At 69.2% G+C, this 20,171-nt stretch carries 20 protein-coding genes and 1 tRNA gene; 9 read left to right on the top strand and 12 right to left on the bottom strand.

The window, feature by feature from the left end; translation table 11 throughout:
* Positions 1-7: 7 nt before the first annotated feature.
* The gene (panD, locus tag EV278_RS06085) at positions 8-364 is read left to right on the top strand and encodes an aspartate 1-decarboxylase (RefSeq protein ID WP_056756452.1); all 357 of its coding nucleotides are present in this window, start codon (positions 8-10) and stop codon (positions 362-364) included.
* A 2-nt stretch (positions 365-366) separates the two neighbouring features.
* Positions 367-828, top strand: a complete 462-nt coding sequence (locus EV278_RS06080; RefSeq protein WP_132088066.1) for a hypothetical protein — start codon at positions 367-369, stop codon at positions 826-828.
* Positions 829-880: 52 nt separating this feature from the next.
* Here EV278_RS06080 and EV278_RS06075 read toward each other — a convergent pair whose 3' ends face one another.
* Positions 881-1,564, bottom strand: coding sequence for an SIMPL domain-containing protein (locus EV278_RS06075; RefSeq protein ID WP_243692118.1), 684 nt, complete (start codon positions 1,562-1,564; stop codon positions 881-883).
* Positions 1,565-1,831: 267 nt separating this feature from the next.
* Between EV278_RS06075 and EV278_RS06070 the strand changes: the two genes are divergently transcribed.
* Positions 1,832-1,904 (top strand) — tRNA-Ile (locus EV278_RS06070).
* A gap of 35 nt (positions 1,905-1,939) precedes the next feature.
* Here the strand turns inward: EV278_RS06070 and EV278_RS06065 are convergent.
* The 5 genes from EV278_RS06065 to EV278_RS06045 form a co-directional block, all read right to left on the bottom strand.
* Entirely contained in the window at positions 1,940-2,221 is a 282-nt protein-coding gene (locus EV278_RS06065; RefSeq protein ID WP_132088060.1) for a type II toxin-antitoxin system RelE/ParE family toxin, read from the bottom strand.
* On the bottom strand, positions 2,211-2,462 hold the full coding sequence (locus tag EV278_RS06060) for a type II toxin-antitoxin system ParD family antitoxin (RefSeq protein ID WP_132088057.1): 252 nt from the start codon (positions 2,460-2,462) through the stop codon (positions 2,211-2,213). The genes EV278_RS06065 and EV278_RS06060 overlap by 11 nt, the downstream gene beginning before the upstream one ends.
* A 61-nt stretch (positions 2,463-2,523) precedes the next feature.
* Entirely contained in the window at positions 2,524-3,411 is an 888-nt protein-coding gene (locus EV278_RS06055; protein ID WP_132088054.1) for a DUF1080 domain-containing protein, read from the bottom strand.
* A 100-nt stretch (positions 3,412-3,511) separates the two neighbouring features.
* Complete coding sequence (locus EV278_RS06050) at positions 3,512-4,495, bottom strand: AEC family transporter (protein ID WP_132088051.1); 984 nt, start codon at positions 4,493-4,495, stop codon at positions 3,512-3,514.
* A 123-nt stretch (positions 4,496-4,618) separates the two neighbouring features.
* A complete protein-coding gene (locus tag EV278_RS06045) occupies positions 4,619-5,191 on the bottom strand; it encodes a DUF2939 domain-containing protein (RefSeq protein WP_132088048.1) in 573 nt (190 codons plus the stop codon).
* Positions 5,192-5,408: 217 nt separating this feature from the next.
* Here EV278_RS06045 and EV278_RS06040 point away from each other — a divergent pair, with 217 nt between their 5' ends.
* On the top strand, positions 5,409-6,368 hold the full coding sequence (locus EV278_RS06040) for a glucokinase (protein ID WP_243692103.1): 960 nt from the start codon (positions 5,409-5,411) through the stop codon (positions 6,366-6,368).
* Here the strand turns inward: EV278_RS06040 and EV278_RS06035 are convergent.
* Both EV278_RS06035 and EV278_RS06030 read right to left on the bottom strand, forming a co-directional pair.
* The gene (locus tag EV278_RS06035) at positions 6,365-7,573 is read right to left on the bottom strand and encodes a hypothetical protein (RefSeq protein WP_132088042.1); all 1,209 of its coding nucleotides are present in this window, start codon (positions 7,571-7,573) and stop codon (positions 6,365-6,367) included. The genes EV278_RS06040 and EV278_RS06035 overlap by 4 nt on opposite strands.
* Positions 7,574-7,747: 174 nt before the next feature.
* Positions 7,748-8,965: an NADP-dependent isocitrate dehydrogenase gene (locus EV278_RS06030; protein WP_132088039.1), complete on the bottom strand. Its 1,218-nt coding sequence runs from the start codon at positions 8,963-8,965 to the stop codon at positions 7,748-7,750.
* Positions 8,966-9,171: 206 nt separating this feature from the next.
* Between EV278_RS06030 and EV278_RS06025 the strand changes: the two genes are divergently transcribed.
* The 5 genes from EV278_RS06025 (at position 9,172) to fghA (ending at position 16,216) form a co-directional block, all read left to right on the top strand.
* Entirely contained in the window at positions 9,172-11,679 is a 2,508-nt protein-coding gene (locus EV278_RS06025; protein WP_132088036.1) for an ATP-binding protein, read from the top strand.
* A 92-nt stretch (positions 11,680-11,771) separates the two neighbouring features.
* A complete protein-coding gene (locus tag EV278_RS06020; protein ID WP_132088033.1) occupies positions 11,772-12,593 on the top strand; it encodes an RNA methyltransferase in 822 nt (273 codons plus the stop codon).
* A 71-nt stretch (positions 12,594-12,664) separates the two neighbouring features.
* Positions 12,665-14,137, top strand: a complete 1,473-nt coding sequence (locus tag EV278_RS06015; RefSeq protein WP_132088030.1) for an outer membrane protein transport protein — start codon at positions 12,665-12,667, stop codon at positions 14,135-14,137.
* Positions 14,138-14,253: 116 nt separating this feature from the next.
* Positions 14,254-15,363, top strand: a complete 1,110-nt coding sequence (locus tag EV278_RS06010) for an S-(hydroxymethyl)glutathione dehydrogenase/class III alcohol dehydrogenase (protein ID WP_132088027.1) — start codon at positions 14,254-14,256, stop codon at positions 15,361-15,363.
* A 4-nt stretch (positions 15,364-15,367) separates the two neighbouring features.
* Positions 15,368-16,216, top strand: a complete 849-nt coding sequence (fghA, locus tag EV278_RS06005; protein ID WP_132088024.1) for an S-formylglutathione hydrolase — start codon at positions 15,368-15,370, stop codon at positions 16,214-16,216.
* A gap of 86 nt (positions 16,217-16,302) precedes the next feature.
* Here the strand turns inward: fghA and EV278_RS06000 are convergent, their stop codons facing one another.
* Genes EV278_RS06000 through EV278_RS05985 form a run of 4 tightly spaced genes read right to left on the bottom strand, consistent with a single transcriptional unit; the run spans position 16,303 to position 19,953 of the window.
* Positions 16,303-18,171 (bottom strand): flotillin domain-containing protein, encoded by a 1,869-nt coding sequence (locus EV278_RS06000; protein WP_132088021.1) that lies wholly within the window; start codon positions 18,169-18,171, stop codon positions 16,303-16,305.
* Positions 18,172-18,197: 26 nt separating this feature from the next.
* A complete protein-coding gene (locus EV278_RS05995) occupies positions 18,198-18,839 on the bottom strand; it encodes a YqiJ family protein (protein ID WP_132088018.1) in 642 nt (213 codons plus the stop codon).
* A 5-nt stretch (positions 18,840-18,844) separates the two neighbouring features.
* Positions 18,845-19,420, bottom strand: a complete 576-nt coding sequence (locus tag EV278_RS05990; protein WP_132088015.1) for a PspA/IM30 family protein — start codon at positions 19,418-19,420, stop codon at positions 18,845-18,847.
* An 8-nt stretch (positions 19,421-19,428) separates the two neighbouring features.
* On the bottom strand, positions 19,429-19,953 hold the full coding sequence (locus EV278_RS05985; RefSeq protein WP_132088012.1) for a hypothetical protein: 525 nt from the start codon (positions 19,951-19,953) through the stop codon (positions 19,429-19,431).
* Positions 19,954-20,171 lie beyond the last annotated feature (218 nt).

Below are 20,171 nucleotides of genomic sequence, written 5' to 3'. Positions count from 1 at the left end.
TATCGCCATGCTGCTGACGATGATGAAGGCCAAGCTTCACCGCGCCACCGTCACCCAGGCCGACCTGGACTACGAAGGCTCGATCGCCATCGACACCGACCTGCTTGAGGCCGCCAACATCCTGCCCAACGAGCAGGTCGACGTACTGAACATCACCACCGGCGCTCGGTTCACCACCTACGCCATCGCCGCGCCGCGCGGCTCCAAGGTGATCGGCGTCAATGGCGCCGCCGCCCGGCTGGTGCAGAAGAACGACACCGTGATCGTCGTCACCTACTGCCAGATGCCGGCCGAGGAGGCGCGCAATTACGCCCCGACCGTGGTGCTGCTGGAAGACGGCAACCGCATCAAGAAGGCCGCCTGAGCGTGCGGGCTGCCGCCGTTCTCCTGGTCGCGGCGGGGCTGGCCCTGGCGGCCTGCTCGCCCAAGCTGCCCAAGGGCGTCGACGAGCAGCAGCTGTCGGAGGCGGTCGGCCGGGCCATCGGCGGGCCCAACACCTGCGTGCTGCTGGCCGACAAGGCCGGCAAGGTGGTCTGGACCGGCGGCGGCTACATCACCTGCGCCCGCAACCTGCCCACCTGCGGCGGCGCGACCACCACGGCCCAGACGGTGCTGGAAGGCGCGGTCGGCAAGCCGGCCCGCTTCGCCAGCTGCCCCTCGGGCCCCGGCGCCAACACGGTCGGCTGGGCCATGGGTCCCGTGCCGGTCGGCGCGGGCAAGCCGGACCTGGGCCTGTCCTATGTCGCGGTGATGGAGGGCGAGCGCGCCTTGCCGGGCCGCGAGGTCCAGGAGCGGGTCGAGGAAGCGTTCGGCAAGGCGGGACTCTAGACGATCGGGGACGAGATTGGGGACAGGCCCATGGGCCTGTCCCCAGCCACGACTACTTCACCAGCTCATAGGTCGCCGAGACGTCGACCCGCACCTTCAGCTCGCCGGCCGAGACCGGGCTGCTGTCGGCCATTTCGCGCTTGGCCATGGCGTACATCGGCATCGGCGGGGCGGGCGTATAGCCGCCGCCTTCGCCCAGGCTGACCAGGCGGACGATCTTGTAGCCCGTGGCCCGGGCATAGAGGTCGGCCTTGGCCTGCAGGGCCTTAACCGCGTCCAGCCGCGCCGCGTCCTCGGCCGCCTTGGGGTCCTGCAGGCCGAAGCTGATCCCGCCCACATTGGTGGCCCCGGCGCCCACCGTGGCGTCCACCGTCTGGCCCAGCTTGGTCAGGTCGCGCACCTGGATCGTCACCTGGTTGCTGGCCTGGTAGCCGTTCAGCCTGGGCGGCTCGTTCTGGATGTAGACGTATTGCGGATTGACGTTGAGCGTCGAGGTCTGGATGTCGCGCTCGGCGATCCCGGCCTTCTTCAGCGCCGCGACGACCTTGGTCATCTGGGCGGCGTTGGCCGACAGGGCGGCGGCGGCGGTCGCGCCGTCGGTCTGGACGCCCAGGGTGATGGTCGCCAGATCGGGCGTGACCTTGCTCTCGCCGAACGCCGACAGGTTCAGGGTCGTGGCGCGGAAGGCCGCGTCCGCCGTCTGGGCCTGGGCGGGCGGAGCGACCGCGCCGGCCATCAGGGCGGCGGCCACGGCGAAGGAAGCCGCCAGGGGAAACACGGGGCGGGCGGCAGTCAGGGCGGTCATGATCGTCGTTCTCCATGCGGCTCGGGGGACAGGCGCCGCGACCTTGATCGTCCCGTCCGCCGGCCCCGGCAAGCGCGGCCGACGACGGACGGTGGCATTCCTGACAGGCTCAACCTGAACCGGACCTTTAAGCCGCGTGCAGCCCATGCTAATCGACCCCTCCTCCCGAAGGGGCCGCGCGGCCCTTTCGAGTCTTGGGGGCCTGTAGCTCAATGGTTAGAGCCGACCGCTCATAACGGTCTGGTTGGGGGTTCGAGTCCCTCCGGGCCTACTAAGCTTCTCTCAGTGTGTGGAGCCAGGCACGTCCTACGTCGTCCAGTCTTCGCTGCCATGACGTACCCGCTGGATCAGGATGTCGCGTCCATCCAGTCGATAGAGGATGATGTGGCTCTTGTACGGGTGCACGCGGGTGGGGCGGTCGATTTCCGGCCGCTCCGGTGCGGCGCGCGGGAATTGGGAAAGGAACGCGAAGGCTTTCTCCAGGCCGGAATAGTAGCGTTCCGCCTGGTCCACGCCGAACTGGGCCGCGCCCGTCGCGTAGATCTCGAGGATGTCTTCCTCGGCCTTGCGGCTGAGCCTATACGCCACGATCCACGCCGGCGCGGCGACGGGCGGTCGCGAGGATATCGGCCATCCCGTTTGGACTGACGCCGCTTTCCTCCGCCTCGTCGATCAGGCGCTGCATGGCGGTGATCTTCTCAGCGCGTTCCTGGTCGCGACGGATCAGGTCGCGCACATAGTCGCTGGCGTTGCTGTAGCGCCCGGTCTCGGCGCGGCTTTCCACCCAGTCCTTCATGGCGTCGGGCAGGGAAACGTTCATCGTGGCCATTCTCGCACCTCTCCGTCGAGGATGGCCGTTTGGCAAAGATTGTCAATGTTTGGCGGCCCGCCTACCTCGCCGCCACCCTCGGCAGGCTCCTGATCGGCTCCAGCGTGATGTCGCGGAAGAAGGTTTCGGCCCCCTCTGACTGCAGCTGGATCGCGCCGTGGGTCAGGGGGGCGCCGTCGGCCTGGAGGTCGCGGACCTCCATGACCGGCACGCCGTTGACCACGTGGACGGCGCGGTCGCCCAGCACGTAGAGGTCCAGGGTGTTCCATTGGCCGGCCGGCTTCTCAGCGTCGCTGTAGGCCTCGACGTTCCACAGCGCCGTGCCGCCCTTGGCGGTGACGGCGCGGCCGGCGGGCGAGAACCGCAGCCTGGGGGCGATCAGGGAGGGATCGTCGACGGCCGTGGCGGTGGCGCTGATCGCCTCGCCCACCGGCACGACCATGCCGATCGAGCCGGTCATGATCTCGAACTCCACCGCCTGGCTCCACGTGCCCCACACCGCGCCCGGCGCGCCATGCGCGTGGTAGAGCAGGCCGTTGTTGGGCGCCTGGGCCTCGCGCGGCGCCCAGCGGCCCTTGCCCCACTTGTACTGGAGCCGCAGGTGGTAATCGTGGAAGTCGCCGCTGTGGACCAGGCTGCCCCAGATCTTGCCGTTGACGTAGAGGGCGGGGCGGCCGTCCTCGATCACCGCCTTGAAGATCTCGGCGCTCCGGGGCCCGGCGCCGATCGGGGCGACCGGCGGGCGCTTGTAGGTCAGGGCGGGGTCGGCATAGCCCAGCCAGGCGTTCCAGTCCTTCAGGTCCCGGCCGTTGAACAGCGCGACGGCCGGACCGGCGGCCTTGGGGATGTCGGCGAGCGCCAGGGGCGGGTTCGGAGCGGCCACAGGGGGCGTGGCAAGGGCGGGGGCGGCCACGGCGAGCGCCAGGGTGAAGGCCAGAATCTTGAGCATGCATCCTCCCGCGCCCCCTGCCGGGGCTGCGCGCCAGGGTAGCTGACAGCGTTGTCGGCGCAAGGCGCGTAGGGTCGTAGACGACCGCGCCGCGCCGCGGTCAGGCGCCGGCGTAGCGCTCCAGCAGGATGGCGATCGCCGACAGGCTGACGCAGGAGACGGCCGTAGTCAGGGCCACGATCCGCGCGCCGCCGCGCTCGAACACGCTGTAGGCCTTGGTCTGGATGAAGACGTTGACCGCGGTCGGGGTGGCGGCCAGCAGGGTCGCGCCCAGGCGGAAGGGCAGGGGGGCGTCGACCAGGCCGGTGGCGAACCAGGCCAGGGTCGGCATGACCAGCAGCTTGCCGACGGCGGCCACGATGATCGGTCCCCAGCGCGGGATCGGCGAGGGCTCCTCGTCGGTCGGCTCGCAGGGTACGCCGGCCGCCGGCAGGCCGGTCAGGCCCAGGGCGATTCCCAGGGCGACCAGGGCGACGGGACTGCCCGAGGCGGCCGCCGCGCCCACGGCGCGGTCCAGCACGCCGGGCAGGGACAGGCCGGCCAGGGCCATGACCGACCCGGTGATCGCCGCCAGCACGATGGGGTTGCGCAAGGCCTGCATCAGCGAGCGCCAGGTCGAGCGGCCGCCGGCCCAGCCCAGCAGGCCCACGCCGATGGCCGCCACGACCACGAAGTCCACCGCCACCACGCCCGCCGAAACCCGCGCGGCCTCGGGACCAAGCACGGCCAGGGCGATGGGCAGGCCGAGAAAAGCGCTGTTGCCCAGGCTGGCCGACAGGGCCCCGCCGGCCCGCTCCTCACGGGTCCAGCGCAGGGCGATGCCGACGGCCACCATCAGGGCGACCACCGTCAGGGCGCAGGCCCCGTAGGTCAGCAGGCCCAGGGTCAGGGCGTGGTCAGGGACGCCGACGCGCGACAACGAATGCACCAGCAGGGCCGGAAAGCCGATCCAGTAGACATAGGTCGACAGGCCCGCAGACATCCGGGCGTCGAACAGCCGAAGCCTGGCCAGGGTTACGCCGCCGGTCACCAGCAGGAAGAACGGCACCACCCGCTGCGGCACGTCGATCAACAGGTCGATCACAGGGTCACCGGCATAGGGCGCAAGCGTGGCGGTCTCCGCCCGAAGGGGCCATCCGTCGATAGCATCGGTCGCGGGGGGCGGTCAAAGTTCGGCCGTTTTCCGGCGACCCGAATTCAGCGACGCCTACCGCTCGTCCACGGGCAGGCGGATGTGCACCAGCCGCCAGGTGAACAGCCTGTCGCGCCGGAAGGTGAAGGTCGTGGTCTTGGACGGCTGGCCCGGCCGCTTGACCGAGATCCGCACGCGATTGGGATCCCAGTAGGCGACGGCGGGGTGGGGACCGGCCACGGCGGCCTCGATCTGGTCGAGAGCGGTCGTTGGTTTCTGCGGGGCGGGCGGCGCCGCGCCGGGCGGGTAGCCGCGGGTCAGGGCCGCCAGGCCGGCGACGGTCAGGTAGCGGTCGACCCTGGGCTCGGGCGGGGCGATCGGTTCGATGGCCCGCTTGAAGACGCGCAAGGGGTCGCGCCAGAGCGACGGCGGCTCGGCCGGAGCGGCGGCCGGGGTCTCGTTCAGCTCGGCGGTCAAGCTTCGGCGCACCGCTGGGAAGTCGACCAGCTCGCCGATCGCCTGGACGTCTTCGTACTGGGCGGCGGCCTTGAGGGCGCGAAAGGCGAACCAGGGGGCGGTGGCGAAGGCCGCGGCGAAGACCGCGATCGCCAGGACGACCAGATCCCAAAGCCGCCTGTGAAAGGTCATCGCCGCTCCGCGCGAAGGTTCGGGCCGGAAGGACACCCCATTCCGCCGCCAGGGACAAGCCGCCTCTTGCCGAAGGTTCCGCCCGCTGTTCAACGTAACGCTGCGACGTTGCGCGCGTTGCCTGTGGCGGCGCTGCGCTGATGACCGAACAGCCTTGCCTCATTGGGGAAAACGCGCGTTTCTTATGGCGCAAGACCCGGCGGCCAGTGAGGTGTTCGTGTCCGATAAGTTCCTGTTGGTCGATGCGGACGGGGCGTATGCGCGTTTCGCGGTGGTCGAGGCCGGCGAGCCGCCTGCGACGACGGAGGCGGCGCCGGCCAGATCCCTGGACGAGCTGATCGCGGTCCTGAGCCAGGCGCTGGAAGAGCTGGGCGCGCCGCGCCCGCGCGGGGCGGCCTTCTCGGCGCCGGGACCGATCTTCGGCAAGACCTTGCAGGTGACCCATGCCGACCTGAAGCTCGACGCCGATGTGCTGTCCGAGCGGCTGGGCGTGGCCGATGTCCGCCTCGTCAACGACTTCACCGCCCGCGCCATGGCGATGCCGCTACTGGGGCCCGAAGCCCTGGAGCAGATCGGCGGGGCGCCGCCCAAAGGCCAGGCCCCGGCGGCGGCTCTGGGGCCGAGCACCGGCTTGGGCGTGTCGATCCTCAATCCCGACGGTTTCGTGGGCTGGGTGGCCACCGCCAGCGAAGGCGGACACGCCGCCCTGGCGGCGGGCACCGCCCGCGAATGCGCCGTCATCGAACACCTGCGGCTGGCCAATCCCTATGTCTCGGCCGACCGGGTGCTGTCCGACGGCGGCCTGCTGGAGGTCGCCGTCGCCATCGCCGAACTGGACGGCCACGCGCCGCCCAGCGGCGACTTCCCTCAACTGGTTGCGGCGGCCCGCGCCGACGACCCGATCGCGCGGGAAGCCTTCGCGCTGTTCTCCAGCTGGCTGGGGGCGGTTTCCGGCGACTTGGCGCTGGTGGCGGGCGCCCGCAGCGGCGTCTACATCTTCAGCCCGATGATGCTGGGCTGGACCGACCTGTTCGACCGCGACCTGTGCCGGGCCCGCTTTGAGGCCAAGGGGCGGATGGACGTCTATATGAAGGACATCCCGCTCTACCTGGTCCTGGAGGCCGATTGCGGCCTTCTGGGCCTTTCGGCCCTCTACGGCGGGAGCGCCCCCTTCTAGACCGCGTGGCGATAGGGAAGGTTCAGTGACGGGCAGGCTGGCTCGCCGGGGAACTTCGCCGAGATCGGCGCGACGATCGGGCCGCTGAGGAAGGGGGCCTTCAGCCGTCGGCAGAGATCCAGTTCGCGCAGGCTCTGGACCCCGGCGATGCCCTGCCAGACCCTCTTGTTTCGATAGATGGCGGGGTCGCGCAGGAACCGGGTGATCGCAGCGGCGCGCTGTCGCTCGTCCTCGCCGCTCAGCACCAGGGTCACGCTGTTCACCGCGCCGGCCTGCAGGCTCTCGATCCGGAAGCCCGGGTCGGACACGTGCAGGTCCAGCAGCGAGAAGCGGTCGATCAGCAACGAGCGGACCTTGTTGATTGCGCCGTAGCTGGGTTCGCGGGGCACGTCGTAGATGTTGGCCGCCAGCCTGGGGCGCAGGGCGCGCGGCAGCTTCTGGAGCGTGGTGTCGTAGGTCCGTTGCAGGCTGGGCTTGATCAGGGCCGAAAAGCAGAAGGGCAGGAACAGGTACCCAGACGGGCCGGATTTCGCCTCGACCAGCGCGGCCTCGTGGCAGACCTGGTCGCGCTCCACCGCCTCGACGAGGTCGGTGACCGGACCGCCGTTGATCTCGGCCCCCCAGCCGACGCCGCCGCCGACGAACCGTTCCTTGGGCAGATAGTAGATGCCCCACCAGCCGGTCCGCGGCGTTTCGACCTGCAGCAGGTCGTCGATGTCGCCGGGGGCCGGCGACAGGGCCGCCAGCTCCTCGGCCGGCGGCGCTCCCTCCGTCGGGCCGTCCGGCGGCGCGAGGCTGACCGCGCCCTCGGGCGTGATCTTGCAGACCCGGCCGGCGAAGGCGCCGTCGCCCAGGCCGTCCAGCAAGGTCTTGAGCGCCAGGGCGGGCGTTCCCGCGAACCGCATGACCTCGGCCTGATCGCCTTCGAGCATCAGCAGCGTGACCTCCCCCGCGCCGTTCTCGCCGAACAGCTTGTACTGCAGGTCGCGGGACATGCGGCACAGCTCCTCGGCGTCCAGGCTGGTCGCGCGGGGATCGGCGAGGACGAAGGAGAACGGGGCCACCAGGCCGTAGCGGCGCGGCCAGGTCCAGTGGGTTTCCAGATAGGCGGAAGCGACCTTGGCGACCACGCTGGCCATGGTGTCGGTGTCGGCGAAGACCAGCTCCTCGCCCACGAAGATCTTCAGACAAGCGATCGCGGTCATGCATGGACCATAGGGCAAACTTCTCGATCGGGCGCGCTACCCCACGATCATGGAACGCGCGGCACGGGGTCGCGGCGCCCAGAAGAGCCAATTTTTGCGCCCTTGGCGAGAGCCTGAAACGAAAACGCCTCCCCCTTGCGGGGGAGGCGTCGCGAGAGCCGTTCGCCGTGGAGCCTAGGCGGCGGCCATGGCCTTCTTCAGGTTCTCGTCGATCTTGTCGAGGAAGCCCTCGGTGGTCAGCCAGGACTGCTTGTCGCCGACCAGCAGGGCCAGGTCCTTGGTCATGAAACCGCTTTCGACGGTGTCGACGCAGACCTTCTCCAGGGTGTGGGCGAAGTTGGCGAGCTCCTGGTTGTCGTCCAGCTTGGCGCGGTGGGCCAGGCCGCGGGTCCAGGCGAAGATCGAGGCGATCGAGTTGGTCGAGGTCGACTCGCCCTTCTGGTGCTGGCGGTAGTGGCGGGTGACGGTGCCGTGGGCGGCCTCGGCTTCCACCGTCTTGCCGTCCGGGGTCATCAGCACCGAAGTCATCAGGCCCAGCGAGCCGAAGCCCTGGGCGACGATGTCGGACTGCACGTCGCCGTCATAGTTCTTGCAGGCCCAGACATACCCGCCCGACCACTTCAGGGCCGAGGCCACCATGTCGTCGATCAGGCGGTGCTCGTAATGAATGCCCAGGGCCTTGAACTGCTCGGCGTAGTGAGCGTCGTAGATTTCCTGGAAGATGTCCTTGAAGCGGCCGTCATAGGCCTTGAGGATCGTGTTCTTGGTCGACAGGTAGACCGGATACTTGCGGTTCAGGCCGTAGGCGAACGAGGCGTGGGCGAAGTCGCGGATCGACTCGTCGAGGTTGTACATGCCCATGGCCACGCCGGCCGACGGGCTCTTGAACACTTCGTGCTCGATGGTCTGGCCGTCTTCGCCGACGAACTTGATCGACAGCGTGCCCTTGCCCGGGAACAGGAAGTCGGTGGCCTTGTACTGGTCGCCGAACGCGTGGCGGCCGACGATGATCGGCTGAGTCCAGCCCGGCACCAGGCGCGGCACGTTCTGGCAGATGATCGGCTCGCGGAAGATCACGCCGCCCAGGATGTTGCGGATCGTGCCGTTCGGCGACTTCCACATCTTCTTCAGATTGAATTCGGTGACGCGCTGCTCGTCGGGGGTGATCGTGGCGCACTTGACGGCCACGCCGTGCTTCTTGGTCGCCTCGGCCGCGTCGATCGTGACCTGGTCGTTGGTGGCGTCGCGGTTCTCGACGCTGAGGTCGTAATAGTCGAGCTCCAGGTCCAGGTACGGGAAGATCAGCTTATCCTTGATGAGCTTCCAGATGATCCGGGTCATTTCATCGCCGTCCATGTCGACGACGGGGTTGGCGACTTTGATCTTGGCCATTGCGGGGTCTTTCCTCTCGCGGTGGCGCGCCTGTGACTCTTTGGCGCACAGGGCCAAGGAGCGGCGCGGACGGCGTGCCTATAGACTGTTGCGAGCCGGGGGGAAAGCCGAGGTCGCCTCGAACCGGCGATGAAGCCCTTTCCGCGCGCTAAGTGTTTGATCTGCGTGTAAATCCTTGTTGAGGCTTCTTGGGGTACGAACCAGGCGTGAAGAAGCGGGCCGCCATAGCCGACGTTACTTCGCCGCTCGCGCGGCGGCTGCTGGCCATTGTCGCCATCCTGTCCATCGCCGTGACGGGCGTGGCGACGGCGGTGACCTTCGTTTTCGTGCAGCAAGCGGCCACCGACGCCCAGATGCGTCACCTGACCGAGTACGTCGCCGAGCGCGTCAAGACCGAGGACCGGCTGTTTTCCGACCTGGTCAAGGTGCACGAGGCCGCGTCCGACTCCCTGGCGCGCCGACTGCAGGCGATGGATCCCCGCACGGTGGAGCGCGAGTTCGACGCCCAGTTCCCCAAGCGCGGCGACGGCACCCGCCGCACGGCCGACACCCTCTATGACGGCGGGATGGTCGACGGCGACTATACCTACGGCGTCGGCGGCTACCTGCGGAGGGCCGACAAGCTGACCCCCGCGCAGAAGGCTCTGTTCCTCGCGGCGACCCAGGTGGTGTCGCACACCGGCGAGGCCGAACTGAACCGCTACGACAACTTCTACTTCTTTACCCCGGACACCCGGCTGGTGATGTTCGGGCCCCGGCGTCCGGACCGGCTGACCTACTACCGCCACAAGGCCCCGCCGACCTTCGACGTCAGCGGCGAGGAAATGACCTTGCTGACCCTGCCCGCGCAGAACAGCGAGCGGGTGATGAAGTGCACCAAGCTGCGCAAGCTGCTGTCGGACCCCAGCGGCCGGGGGCTGAACTCGGCCTGCATGACGCCCTTCGACTATCACGGCCAGCAGCTGGGGGCGTGGGGCACCAGCCTGTCTCTGGACTCCTACCTGCTGCGGGCCGTCGAGGACGCCCTGCCGGGCGGGCGCAACATGATCGTTTCGTCGGACGGCGAGCTGATCGCCGCGCCGGGGCTGGCCAAGAACGGCGTCGTCGACGCCCAGGCCCTGGTGCGCGCCCAGGCCAAGGAGGGCGTCGCCGACGTCGTCAGCCAGATCCGCGCGCTGGGCGCGGACGCGGGCGCCATCCGAAACCGCGACCGGGTGATCGCCTACGGCCGGCTCAAGGAGCCCGACTGGTATTTCCTGATGAGCTTCCCGTCCGGCGACCTGGTGTGGTCGGCGGTCAAGACGGCCTCCTGGGTGCTGCTGTTCGGCGTGCTGGGCGTGATCATCCAGGTGGCGCTGCTCTACCGGGTGATGCGCCTGACCGTCGAGCGGCCGCTGCGGGTGCTGGCCGAAGCGCACCGCACGGGCAATGTCGTCGAGGCCGAGCCCATCGAGCACCGCGCCGACGAGATCGGCGCCCTGGCCCGGACCCTGCGCGACCAGCGCGACGGCAATATCGAACTGCTGCGCTCGCTGGAGGAGCGGGTCGCCGAGCGCACGGCCGAGCTGGAGCACGCCAACCAGGCCAAGTCGGTGTTCCTGGCCAACATGTCCCACGAGCTGCGCACCCCGCTGAACGGGGTCATCGCCATCGGCGACCGGCTGGCCGACGAGGCCGATCCCGAGCGCCGCCGCGAGCTGGCCGCCCTGGTCACGTCGTCCGGCCGGCTGCTGGAGCAGGTGCTCAGCGACATCCTCGATGTCTCCAAGATCGAGGCGGGCCAGTTCCACCTGACCCCCGCCCCGTTCGACCTGGCCACCCTGGTGAGCGGCGTCGCCGAACTCCATCGGGCGTCGGCTCAGGCCAAGGACCTGAATTTCCGCTGGTCGATCCAGCCCGGCCTGGCGGGCAGCTATCTGGGCGACGCGGGGCGGATCAGCCAGATCCTCAACAACCTGCTGGCCAACGCCGTGAAGTTCACCGCCATCGGCGAGGTGGCGCTGAGCGTCGAAAGCGGGGCCGAGGGCCTGAGTTTCATCGTCAGCGACACCGGCGTCGGCTTTGACGACACGGTGCGCCGGCGGTTGTTCAAGCGCTTCGTCCAGGCCGACCAGTCGATCACCCGCCAGTTCGGCGGCTCGGGCCTGGGCCTGTCGATCTGCGCCGCCCTGGCCGAGATGATGGGCGGCCGCATCGACGCGCGCGCCGTGGTGGGCCGCGGGGCGACCTTCCGAGTCGACCTGCCCCTGACCCGCATCCGGGCCGTCGAGGACGCCGCGCCCGACGCCGAGGAAGAGATCTCGCTCGAAGGCTTGCGGGTTCTGGTCGCCGAAGACCATCCCACCAACCAGAAGGTGGTCGAGATCATCCTCCAGCCGTTCGACGTGGACCTGACCATGGTCGCGGACGGCCAAGCGGCGCTGGACGCCTTCGCGCCCGGAGCCTTCGACGCGATCCTGATGGACATGCAGATGCCCGTCATGGATGGCCTGACCGCCACCCGCCTGATCCGCGAGCGCGAAGCCGCCGCCGGCGCTCCGCCGGTGCTGCTGGTCATGCTGACCGCCAACGCCATGGAGGAGCACATCTTGGCCGCCAGGGCGGCGGGCGCCGACCTCCACCTGGCCAAGCCGGTGCGTCCGGCCCAGCTGCTGGAAGCCCTGGCGCGGGCGCGGATAGGGCGCGGGGCGGCCGAGCTTAGCGCGGCGGGCTAGGCCTCGGTCGTCCCGCCAGCGGCACATCGCCCGACGCACGAACTCCATCATGGGACTTGCACCGCGCGGCGGTCCGGCGGCAAAGGGGGACGATGAGCTCCCAGAACGCCCCGCCCTGCGTCATCCTGAACCAGCCGCAACTGGCGGAGAACATCGGCGCGGTGGCGCGCGTGATGGCCAATTTCGGCCTGTCGGACCTGCGCCTGGTCAAGCCGCGTGACGGCTGGCCCCAGGAGCGCGCCTGGGCCAGCGCTTCGGGCGCAAACTGGCCGCTGGACGACGCCAAGGTGTTCGGCACGCTGGAAGAGGCCATCGCCGACCTGAAGCTGGTCTTCGCCACCACCGCCCGCCCGCGCGAGACCCGCCTGCCGGTCTACACGCCACGCGAGGCCGCCGCCCACCTGTCGGCCGACGTCGCCCAGGGCCGGGCGGTGGGCCTGCTGTTCGGCGGCGAACGGGCGGGGCTGGAGACCGACGACATCGCCCTGTGCCAGGCCATCGTCTCGATCCCGATCGACGAGCGCTTCCGGTCGCTGAACCTGGCCCAGGCCGTGTCGATCAACGCCTACGAGTGGAAGATGACGGTCGACGACCGGCCGTGGTCCAAGTTCGAGTACAACGTCGCCGAGCCCGCCGACCAGTCCAGCCTTCTGGGCCTGTACGGCCAGCTGGAGGACGAACTGGAGAAGGCCGGCTTCTACCATCCGCCGGAGAAGAAGCCGTCGATGGTCCGCAACCTGCGCGCCCCGCTGGCCCGGGCCCGCCTGACCGAGCAGGAGGTGCGCACCTTCCGCGGCGTAGTCACGGCGCTGTCGAGGGGGCGGGGCCGGGTCCTGGCCAAGCTGGCCGAGCAAAAGGCCCGGAAAACCGCCGAAACTTCCGTAACGGAAGGCGAAACGGGCTCGGAAAACTAAGCGGAACCAAACCCTTCCGGTCACGTTGGCCCCCTGCGGCTTGGGGGGAAACAGACCGCAGGGAGGACATCGTGATCAAGGGTTTCAGGGCATGGCTCGCCATGGGCGCGGCCGGCTACGTGCTGGCCTGCGCCTCAAGCGCGGCGGCCGGCGCCTTCTACATCCAGGAACAGTCGGTCAAGGGCGCGGGGCGGGCCTATTCGGGCGAGGTCACCGACACCGGGGCCGAGTCGATGTTCTGGAACCCGGCGGCCATCGGCCGGCTGGAGGGCAAGGAAGTCTATAACGGCGCGTTCGGCGTCTTCGTCATCGGCGAGGTGACCGACGAGGGCTCGACCCTGCAGCGGCCGACCCTGAACGTCCCCTCGGCGCTGGGAACGCCGATCCCGGGGCTGCCGAACGGCGTCACCGGCCTGCTCAGCGGCGTGCTGCCCGGCCTGACCAATGGGGTGCTGATCCCCACGCTGAACAGCCTGCCCAACATCGCCCTGCTGCCGCCGCAGCCGGTGGGCGGCAATCCGGTGGCCAAGAACCCGATCCCCAAGTCGATCGTCCCCAACTTCGCCTTCGCCATGCCGGTGACCGACCGCCTCTCCGTGGGCCTGGGGATCAACGCCCCGTTCAACGCCATCACCACCTATGACGGCGACAGCTGGGTGCGCTACGGCGCCATCAAGTCGCGGTTCCTGAACATCAACCTGCAGACGGCCGTCTCGATGCGGGTCAACCGCTGGCTCACGATCGGCGGCGGCGGCAACGTCGACTATTTCGACGCCACCTTCAGCCAGATGGGCCCCGACCTGACCGCGCCGTTCCCGGACGGCAAGATCGAGGTCAAGGGATCGAACACCCGCTTCGGCTGGAACGCCGGGGCCCAGGTGCGTCCGGCCAAGACCGTGACCGTCGGCGCCAGCTACCGCTCGGGCTACAAGCATCACCTGGACGGCGACGTGACCATCTACGGCTTCCAGGGTCCGTTCGCCCTGGTCACCAGCAAGCAGGAGGCCACGACCAATTTCGACCTGCCGTGGATCGCCACCGGCGGCGTCACCGTGCGCCCGATGCGCCGCCTGGCCCTGCACGCCCAGGTCCAGCGTTTCGGTTGGAGTGACTTCGACAATGTTCGCGTCGATCTGAAGGGCGCGGGCCAACTCCTACCGGGCGCGCTGCTGCCCAAGTCGATCACCGTCAAGGAGTTCTACAAGGACACCACCAATGTGGCGCTGGGGGCGGACTTCGCCGTCACCGACTGGCTGACCGTGCGGGCCGGGGCGCAGAAGGACCCGACCCCGACCAACGACCTCTATCGCGACCCGCGCGTGCCGGACGGCGACCGCAAGCTCTACAGCGTCGGCACGACCGTGACGCCCAAGCCGGGCATGCACCTGGATCTCAGCGCCGCCTACATCAAGCTGAAGGACAGCGCGATCCACAGCGACCAGGTGCTGTACGACGGCACGGCCTTTCCTATGAACCTGTCGCTGCGCGGCCGGTCCGAGGGCAAGGGACTGGTGGTCGGCGGGGGCGCGCGGTTCACGTTCTGAGGTCCGGAAGGGATCGCCATCTCCCGACCAAGTCGAGAGGATGGCGATCCAGGGGCTCGACCCGGTCCCGGCGCGAAGGCAAAGTCCGCCGACTCGCCCTTCCGGAGACCTGACCGATGAAAACCCGCGCCGCCGTCGCCTTCGAGGCCAAGAAGCCGCTGGAGATCGTCGAGGTCGACCTGGAGGGCCCCAAGGCGGGCGAGGTGCTGATCGAGATCAAGGCCACCGGCGTCTGCCATACCGACGCCTACACGCTGGACGGGCTGGACAGCGAGGGCCTGTTCCCCTCGATCCTGGGCCACGAGGGCGCGGGCGTGGTGGTCGAGGTCGGGCCGGGCGTCACCAGCCTGGCGGTCGGCGACCACGTGATCCCGCTCTACACGCCCGAATGCCGCCAGTGCAAAAGCTGCCTGTCGGGCAAGACCAACCTCTGCACGGCGATCCGCGCCACCCAGGGCAAGGGGCTGATGCCCGACGGCACCAGCCGCTTCTCGTACAAGGGGCAGACGATCCACCACTACATGGGCTGCTCGACCTTCTCGAACTATACGGTGTTGCCCGAGATCGCCGTGGCCCGCATCCGCAAGGACGCGCCGTTCAAGACCGCCTGCTACTGCGGCTGCGGCGTGACCACGGGCGTCGGCGCGGTGACCAACACCGCCAAGGTGGAGCCGGGCGCCAACGCGGTGGTGTTCGGCCTGGGCGGCATCGGCCTGAACGTCATACAGGGGCTGAAGCTGGTCGGCGCCAACATGATCGTCGGAGTCGACCTCAATCCGGACCGTGAAGAGTGGGGCCGCAAGTTCGGCATGACCCATTTCGTCAATCCCAAGACCATCGACGGCGATCTGGTCGCCCACCTGGTGGCCCTGACGGACGGCGGGGCGGACTACACCTTCGACGCCACCGGCAACACCACGGTCATGCGCCAGGCGCTGGAGGCCTGCCATCGCGGCTGGGGCGAGAGCATCATCATCGGCGTGGCCGAGGCCGGCAAGGAGATCGCCACCCGGCCGTTCCAGCTGGTCACCGGCCGGGTCTGGCGCGGCACGGCCTTCGGCGGCGCCCGCGGCCGCACCGACACGCCCAAGATCGTCGACTGGTACATGGACGGCAAGATTCAGATCGACCCGATGATCACCCACGTCCTGCCGCTGGAGCGCATCAACGAGGCGTTCGACCTGATGCACCGGGGCGAGAGCATCCGGACGGTGGTGACGTTCTAGTCCCATGACCGTCGAAACCCTGACCACCCATCGCACCCAGGGCGGGACGCTGCGCTACTGCCGGCATGACAGCGCCAGCACCGGCACGCCGATGAAGTTCACGGTCTGGACCCCGGCCAAAGATAGCCAAGGGGGCGAGGGGCCGTTCCCCTACCTCATCTGGCTGTCGGGCCTGACCTGCACCGAGGACAACTTCACCACCAAGTCGGGCGTCTATGCGCACGCGGCCCGGCACGGAATCGCCATCGTCGCGCCCGACACCTCGCCGCGCGGAGAGGGCGTCGCCGACGATCCAGCCTATGACCTGGGGCAGGGGGCGGGGTTCTATGTCGACGCCAACCAGGCGCCGTGGGCGCCGCACTTCAAGATGTATTCCTATGTCACCCAGGACCTGCTGGAGGCTGTCGACGGCGCCTTCCCGCTGGACCCGGCCCGGCGGGGGATCTTCGGCCATTCGATGGGCGGCCACGGGGCGCTGACGATCGCCCTGCGCAATCCGAATCTGTTCAAGTCGGTCAGCGCCTTTTCGCCGATCGTCTCGCCGCTGAACTGCCCATGGGGCGACAAGGCGATGACCGCCTATCTGGGCGAGGACCGCAGCGCCTGGCGGGCCCACGACGCCACCGCCCTGATCGAGGACGGGGCGGGCGAGGCCTTCGACGACATCCTGATCGACCAGGGCCTGGCCGACAGCTTCCTGGACAGCCAGCTGAAGCCAGAACTGATCGAAGCCGCCGCCGCCAAGGCCGGCCGCAAGGTCACGGTGCGCCGCCAGGAGGGCTACGACCACAGCTACTTCTTCATCGCCACCTTCATCGGCGAGCACGTGGCCTGGCACGCGGCGAGGCTCTAAATTCCCGTTCTTCCCACAAGGGGCAAACAGAACGCCCCCGCCACGAGGTGACGGGGGCGTCCGCATTTCAGTCCTGGAACGGAGGCCTAGGCTTCTGCGTCATCCGCATCCTCTGCCTTGTCCGCCACGATCTCGATCGGCTCGACGGCGGCGGGGATCGACTTGGCCTTACGGCTCTTGGGAGCGGCTAGGGTCTCGACGGCGGCCGGGGCCGCTTCGCCCGATGTCGCCACGGGCTCGCGCAGTGCGGCGGTCAGGCCGTGGACGTCGCCGCCCGACAGGCCGACCTCGGCCATCAGCTGGTCCAGCAGCGGGGCCTGGGCGCGGTAGCGCAGGGCGCCGTTGACCACCTGGTCGGCCAGGTTGCCGCCATTCGAACCGCCGCCGGCGTCATTGGCGGCCACGCCGTTCATGCCGTCCATCTGCACGATGCGGATGGAGTCGATGGCCTGCAGCGGCTTGACGGACTCGGCGATGATCTTGTCGAGGTTCTCGATCAGCTTGAGGCGGATGGCCATGGCCACCTGGTCGGCTGACAGCAGGTTGGCGGCCTCGTTCAGCGACTTGTTGCCGGCCGCGTCGACGGCGTAGCGCACCCGGGCGGCCTCGGCGGCGACGCGGACCGCCTCGGCGGCGGCCTCGGCCTCGATGCGGGTCTTGTCGGCCGCGCCCTTGGCTTCCTCGCGCAGCGCCTCGGCCTGGTCGGCGGCGGCGGTCTTCTGGGCCTCGGCGGCGACCTTGACGGCGATGGCCTCGCGCTCGGCCTCCTTGGTCGCCTCGATCAGCTCGATGATCTTCTGGCGGTCGGCCGCCTCGCGTTCGCGAACGGTCTTGACCTGCTCCTCGGCGGCGACCGCGATGGCCAGGGCCTTGTCGGCTTCGGCCTGGGCTTCGGACTGGGCGCGGGACTTTTCGGCCACGGCGATGGCGCGGTCCTGTTCCGACAGCTCGATGGCCTTGGCCTTTTCGATGTTCTGGGTGTCGACCGCCCGCGCCTTGGCGATTTCCCGCTCGCCCAGCTCCTGCTCCATGGCAATACGCTGCTGGGCCAGGGCCCGGTCGGATTCGATCTTGGCGGTCTCGATCTGCTGCTGGGCGGAGATCTTTGCGCCCTCGGCTTCCCGCGACTTTTCGGCTTCCTGGCGCGACACCTCGGCGGCCTGTTCGGCGCGGCGGATGGCCAGCTCGCGCTCCTGCTCGAGCTTGGCGTACTCCTCGTCGCGGCTGATCTCCAGCGTGCGGCGCTGGGCCTCCAGGTTCTTGGTGCGGATCTGCACCTGGGTGTCCTGCTCGATGTCGTTGCGCAGCTTCTTGCGCAGCTCGATCTCCTCGGTCAGCCGCGTCAGGCCCTCGGCGTCGAAGGCGTTCGACGGGTTGAAATATTCCATGGCGGTCTGGTCAAGGCCGGTCAGCGACACCGTCTCAAGTTCCAGGCCGTTCTTCAGCAGGTCTTCGCTGGAGACCTGCTGCACCTTCTGGACGAAGTGGGTGCGCTGCTCGTGCAGCTCGGTCATGGTCAGTTCGGCGGCCACCGAGCGCAGGGCGTCGACGAACTTGCCCTCGACCAGGTCTTTCAGCTGTTCGGGATGCATGGTGCGCTGGCCCAGGGTCTGGGCGGCGCTGGCGATGGCGTCGGCGCTGGGCTGGACCCGCACGTAGAACTCGGCCAGCACGTCGACCCGCATGCGGTCCTTGGTGATCAGGGCCTGATCGTTCTTCCGCTCCACGGCCAGGCGCAGGGTGTTCATGTTCACCGGAATGGTCTCGTGGAACACCGGCAAGATCAGCGCGCCGCCGTTCATCACCACCTTCTCGCCGCCGAAACCAGTGCGGACGAAGGAAGTTTCCTTGGAGGCGCGCTTGTAGAGGCGGGCCAGGATCAGTCCCAGGATCAGCAGGGCGAGAAGGCTGCCGCCGGCGATGACGGCGATCTCGATCAGAGCAGGCATGTTCATGATTACCCCCTAGGTACCGGACAAATTCAAAGATCGCGCAGGGATGCGCTGGTGTTCTGGATGGCGAAGAAGCGCGCGCCGGCGTGGCGCACGATGATGACCTGGGAGCCTTCCTCGAACACCTCGCCGGCGTCGTCGGGCTCGATCATCACGTAGTGGGTCTGGCCGTGGGCGTCGCGAACCCGGGCCTGGGCGGCGGAGCCGACCTGGGCCTTGCCGGTGACGATGGTCGCCCAGCGGCCGACCAGGGTCTCGCGGGAGACGGCGGTGGTTTCGTCTTGGGGCAGTATCCTGGCCACGACACGACCGAACAGGCGCGTGAAGGGCAGGGCGGCCGCCATCGCCGCCGGCGCGGCCAGCCACCAGGGCCCAGGCTTGCCGAAGATCCCGGCGATCACCTGCTGCAGGATCAGCCCGACCAGGCCGAAGCTGAACAGGAAGACGACGATCAGCATCAGCAGCGGCAGCCGGCCGACGTTCAGCCAGCTCAGCAGCGAGGGATGATCGAAATCGCCGTCGACGTGCGGGCCATCGGGGGCGTGATCGAGTCCATCGCCCAGCAGCGCGCCGCCGCCCAGGCCGACGGCCTCGACCAGGCCGATCAGCAGCATCAGCACCAGCGCCGCCAGGAACGGCACGTTGTCGCCCGAGGTCAGGAAGGCCAGCATGGGTGTCAATCCGCCTCGGCGGCTCGGGCCGCGCGCAGAGCCGCCAGGCGTTCCTCGACGCGATGGCGGCGGGCCAGTTTGTCCAGTTCCGACAGCTTGGCGCCGCGGTCGGGCTGGGCCGGCTTGGCCGGGGCGCTGGCGCGGACGGCGGCTGCGTTCTGCAGGTCCTCGCTCATCTCGCGGCGCGTGGCTTGCAGGGCGGCCAGATAGCCTTCCAGTTCGGCCTCGCGTGCGGCGGCGTCGCCGACGGCGGTCTCCAGCACCGGGATCTGGGCCTCGATGTCCAGCTGGTGCTCGAGGGCGGCGCGGACCAGGTCCTCGCGGTCTTGCGACAGCGCCAGTTCGACCTGGGCCGAGAGCTCGTCGTGGCGGCTGCTCTGCTCGGCCAGGCGCTTGGCGGCCAGGTGGCGGGCGGCGATGGTCTTGCCCAGCTCGGCGCGGACCTCGTCGATCGCCTCGTCCAGCTCGCGCAGGGCCTGATGCCCCAGGGTGTCGGGCAGGGCGCTTTCGAGGGCGTCGACGATGGCGTGGGCGCTTCCGGCGACGATGCGGCCGACGCGGACGCGGAGGGACTCGGGCATGGGGCTTCTCAAGAGGTGGTGGTCGGCCGGGCGGCCGAGGCTTGGGTGACCAGGCTCATCAGGTCGCCCAGCGCGGCCAGGCGCCGAGCGACGACGCCGGGGTCGTAGGCGGGGGCCGAGGGCGTGACCGCCCAGCGCAGCATCTGCTCGGTCATGCGGGCGGCGCAGTCGGCCAGGCGCGCCTCGTGGCGCTCCATGCGGTTGGCGTCCGCCCCGGCCATCTCGCCGGGCGTGGCCAGGGCCAGGGCCAGGAATTCCTCGATCGTGGTCAGCAGGCCGACGACGACGCCGGAGCGGCGGTCGGTGGCGTCCTCGGCCTGACGCACGGCGCGGACCGCCGGGGCCATGATGTCGTGGCTGGCGCCGAGGGCCCCGGCGAAGGTCTCGGGCGCCTGGGCGCGCTGGCGGGCCAGCCGGATCAGGCCGCGCACCTTATCGCTGGACGTCACCGCCCCCTCCAGCTCAAGCTGGGCCAGGAACAGCGAGTCCTCCTCGGAGAGCCTGACGCTCAAGGGCGTGTTCAGCGCGACCATGGGTGGAGCTTGGCTTGATGTAAGACGATTGTAAACGGTGAAGTTAAATCGTCATACATCGCGGCGCGGGATTTATCCGTCGGCGTGCGGGACCAATCCGTTGACTCCCCGCCGCCCCTCCGCCATAAACCGCCCCTTCTCGCCGCCGGCTTGCCGGACGGCGCGAAAAACGCATGACGGAATGACCCGAAGCCGCCGTTGAGATCGCACCCCTTTTG

This window comes from Caulobacter sp. BK020, from assembly GCF_004342605.1.
Taxonomy (GTDB): domain Bacteria; phylum Pseudomonadota; class Alphaproteobacteria; order Caulobacterales; family Caulobacteraceae; genus Caulobacter.
Note: the sequence above shows the minus strand (reverse complement) of the source record. Positions and strands in the feature narration are given on the sequence as shown.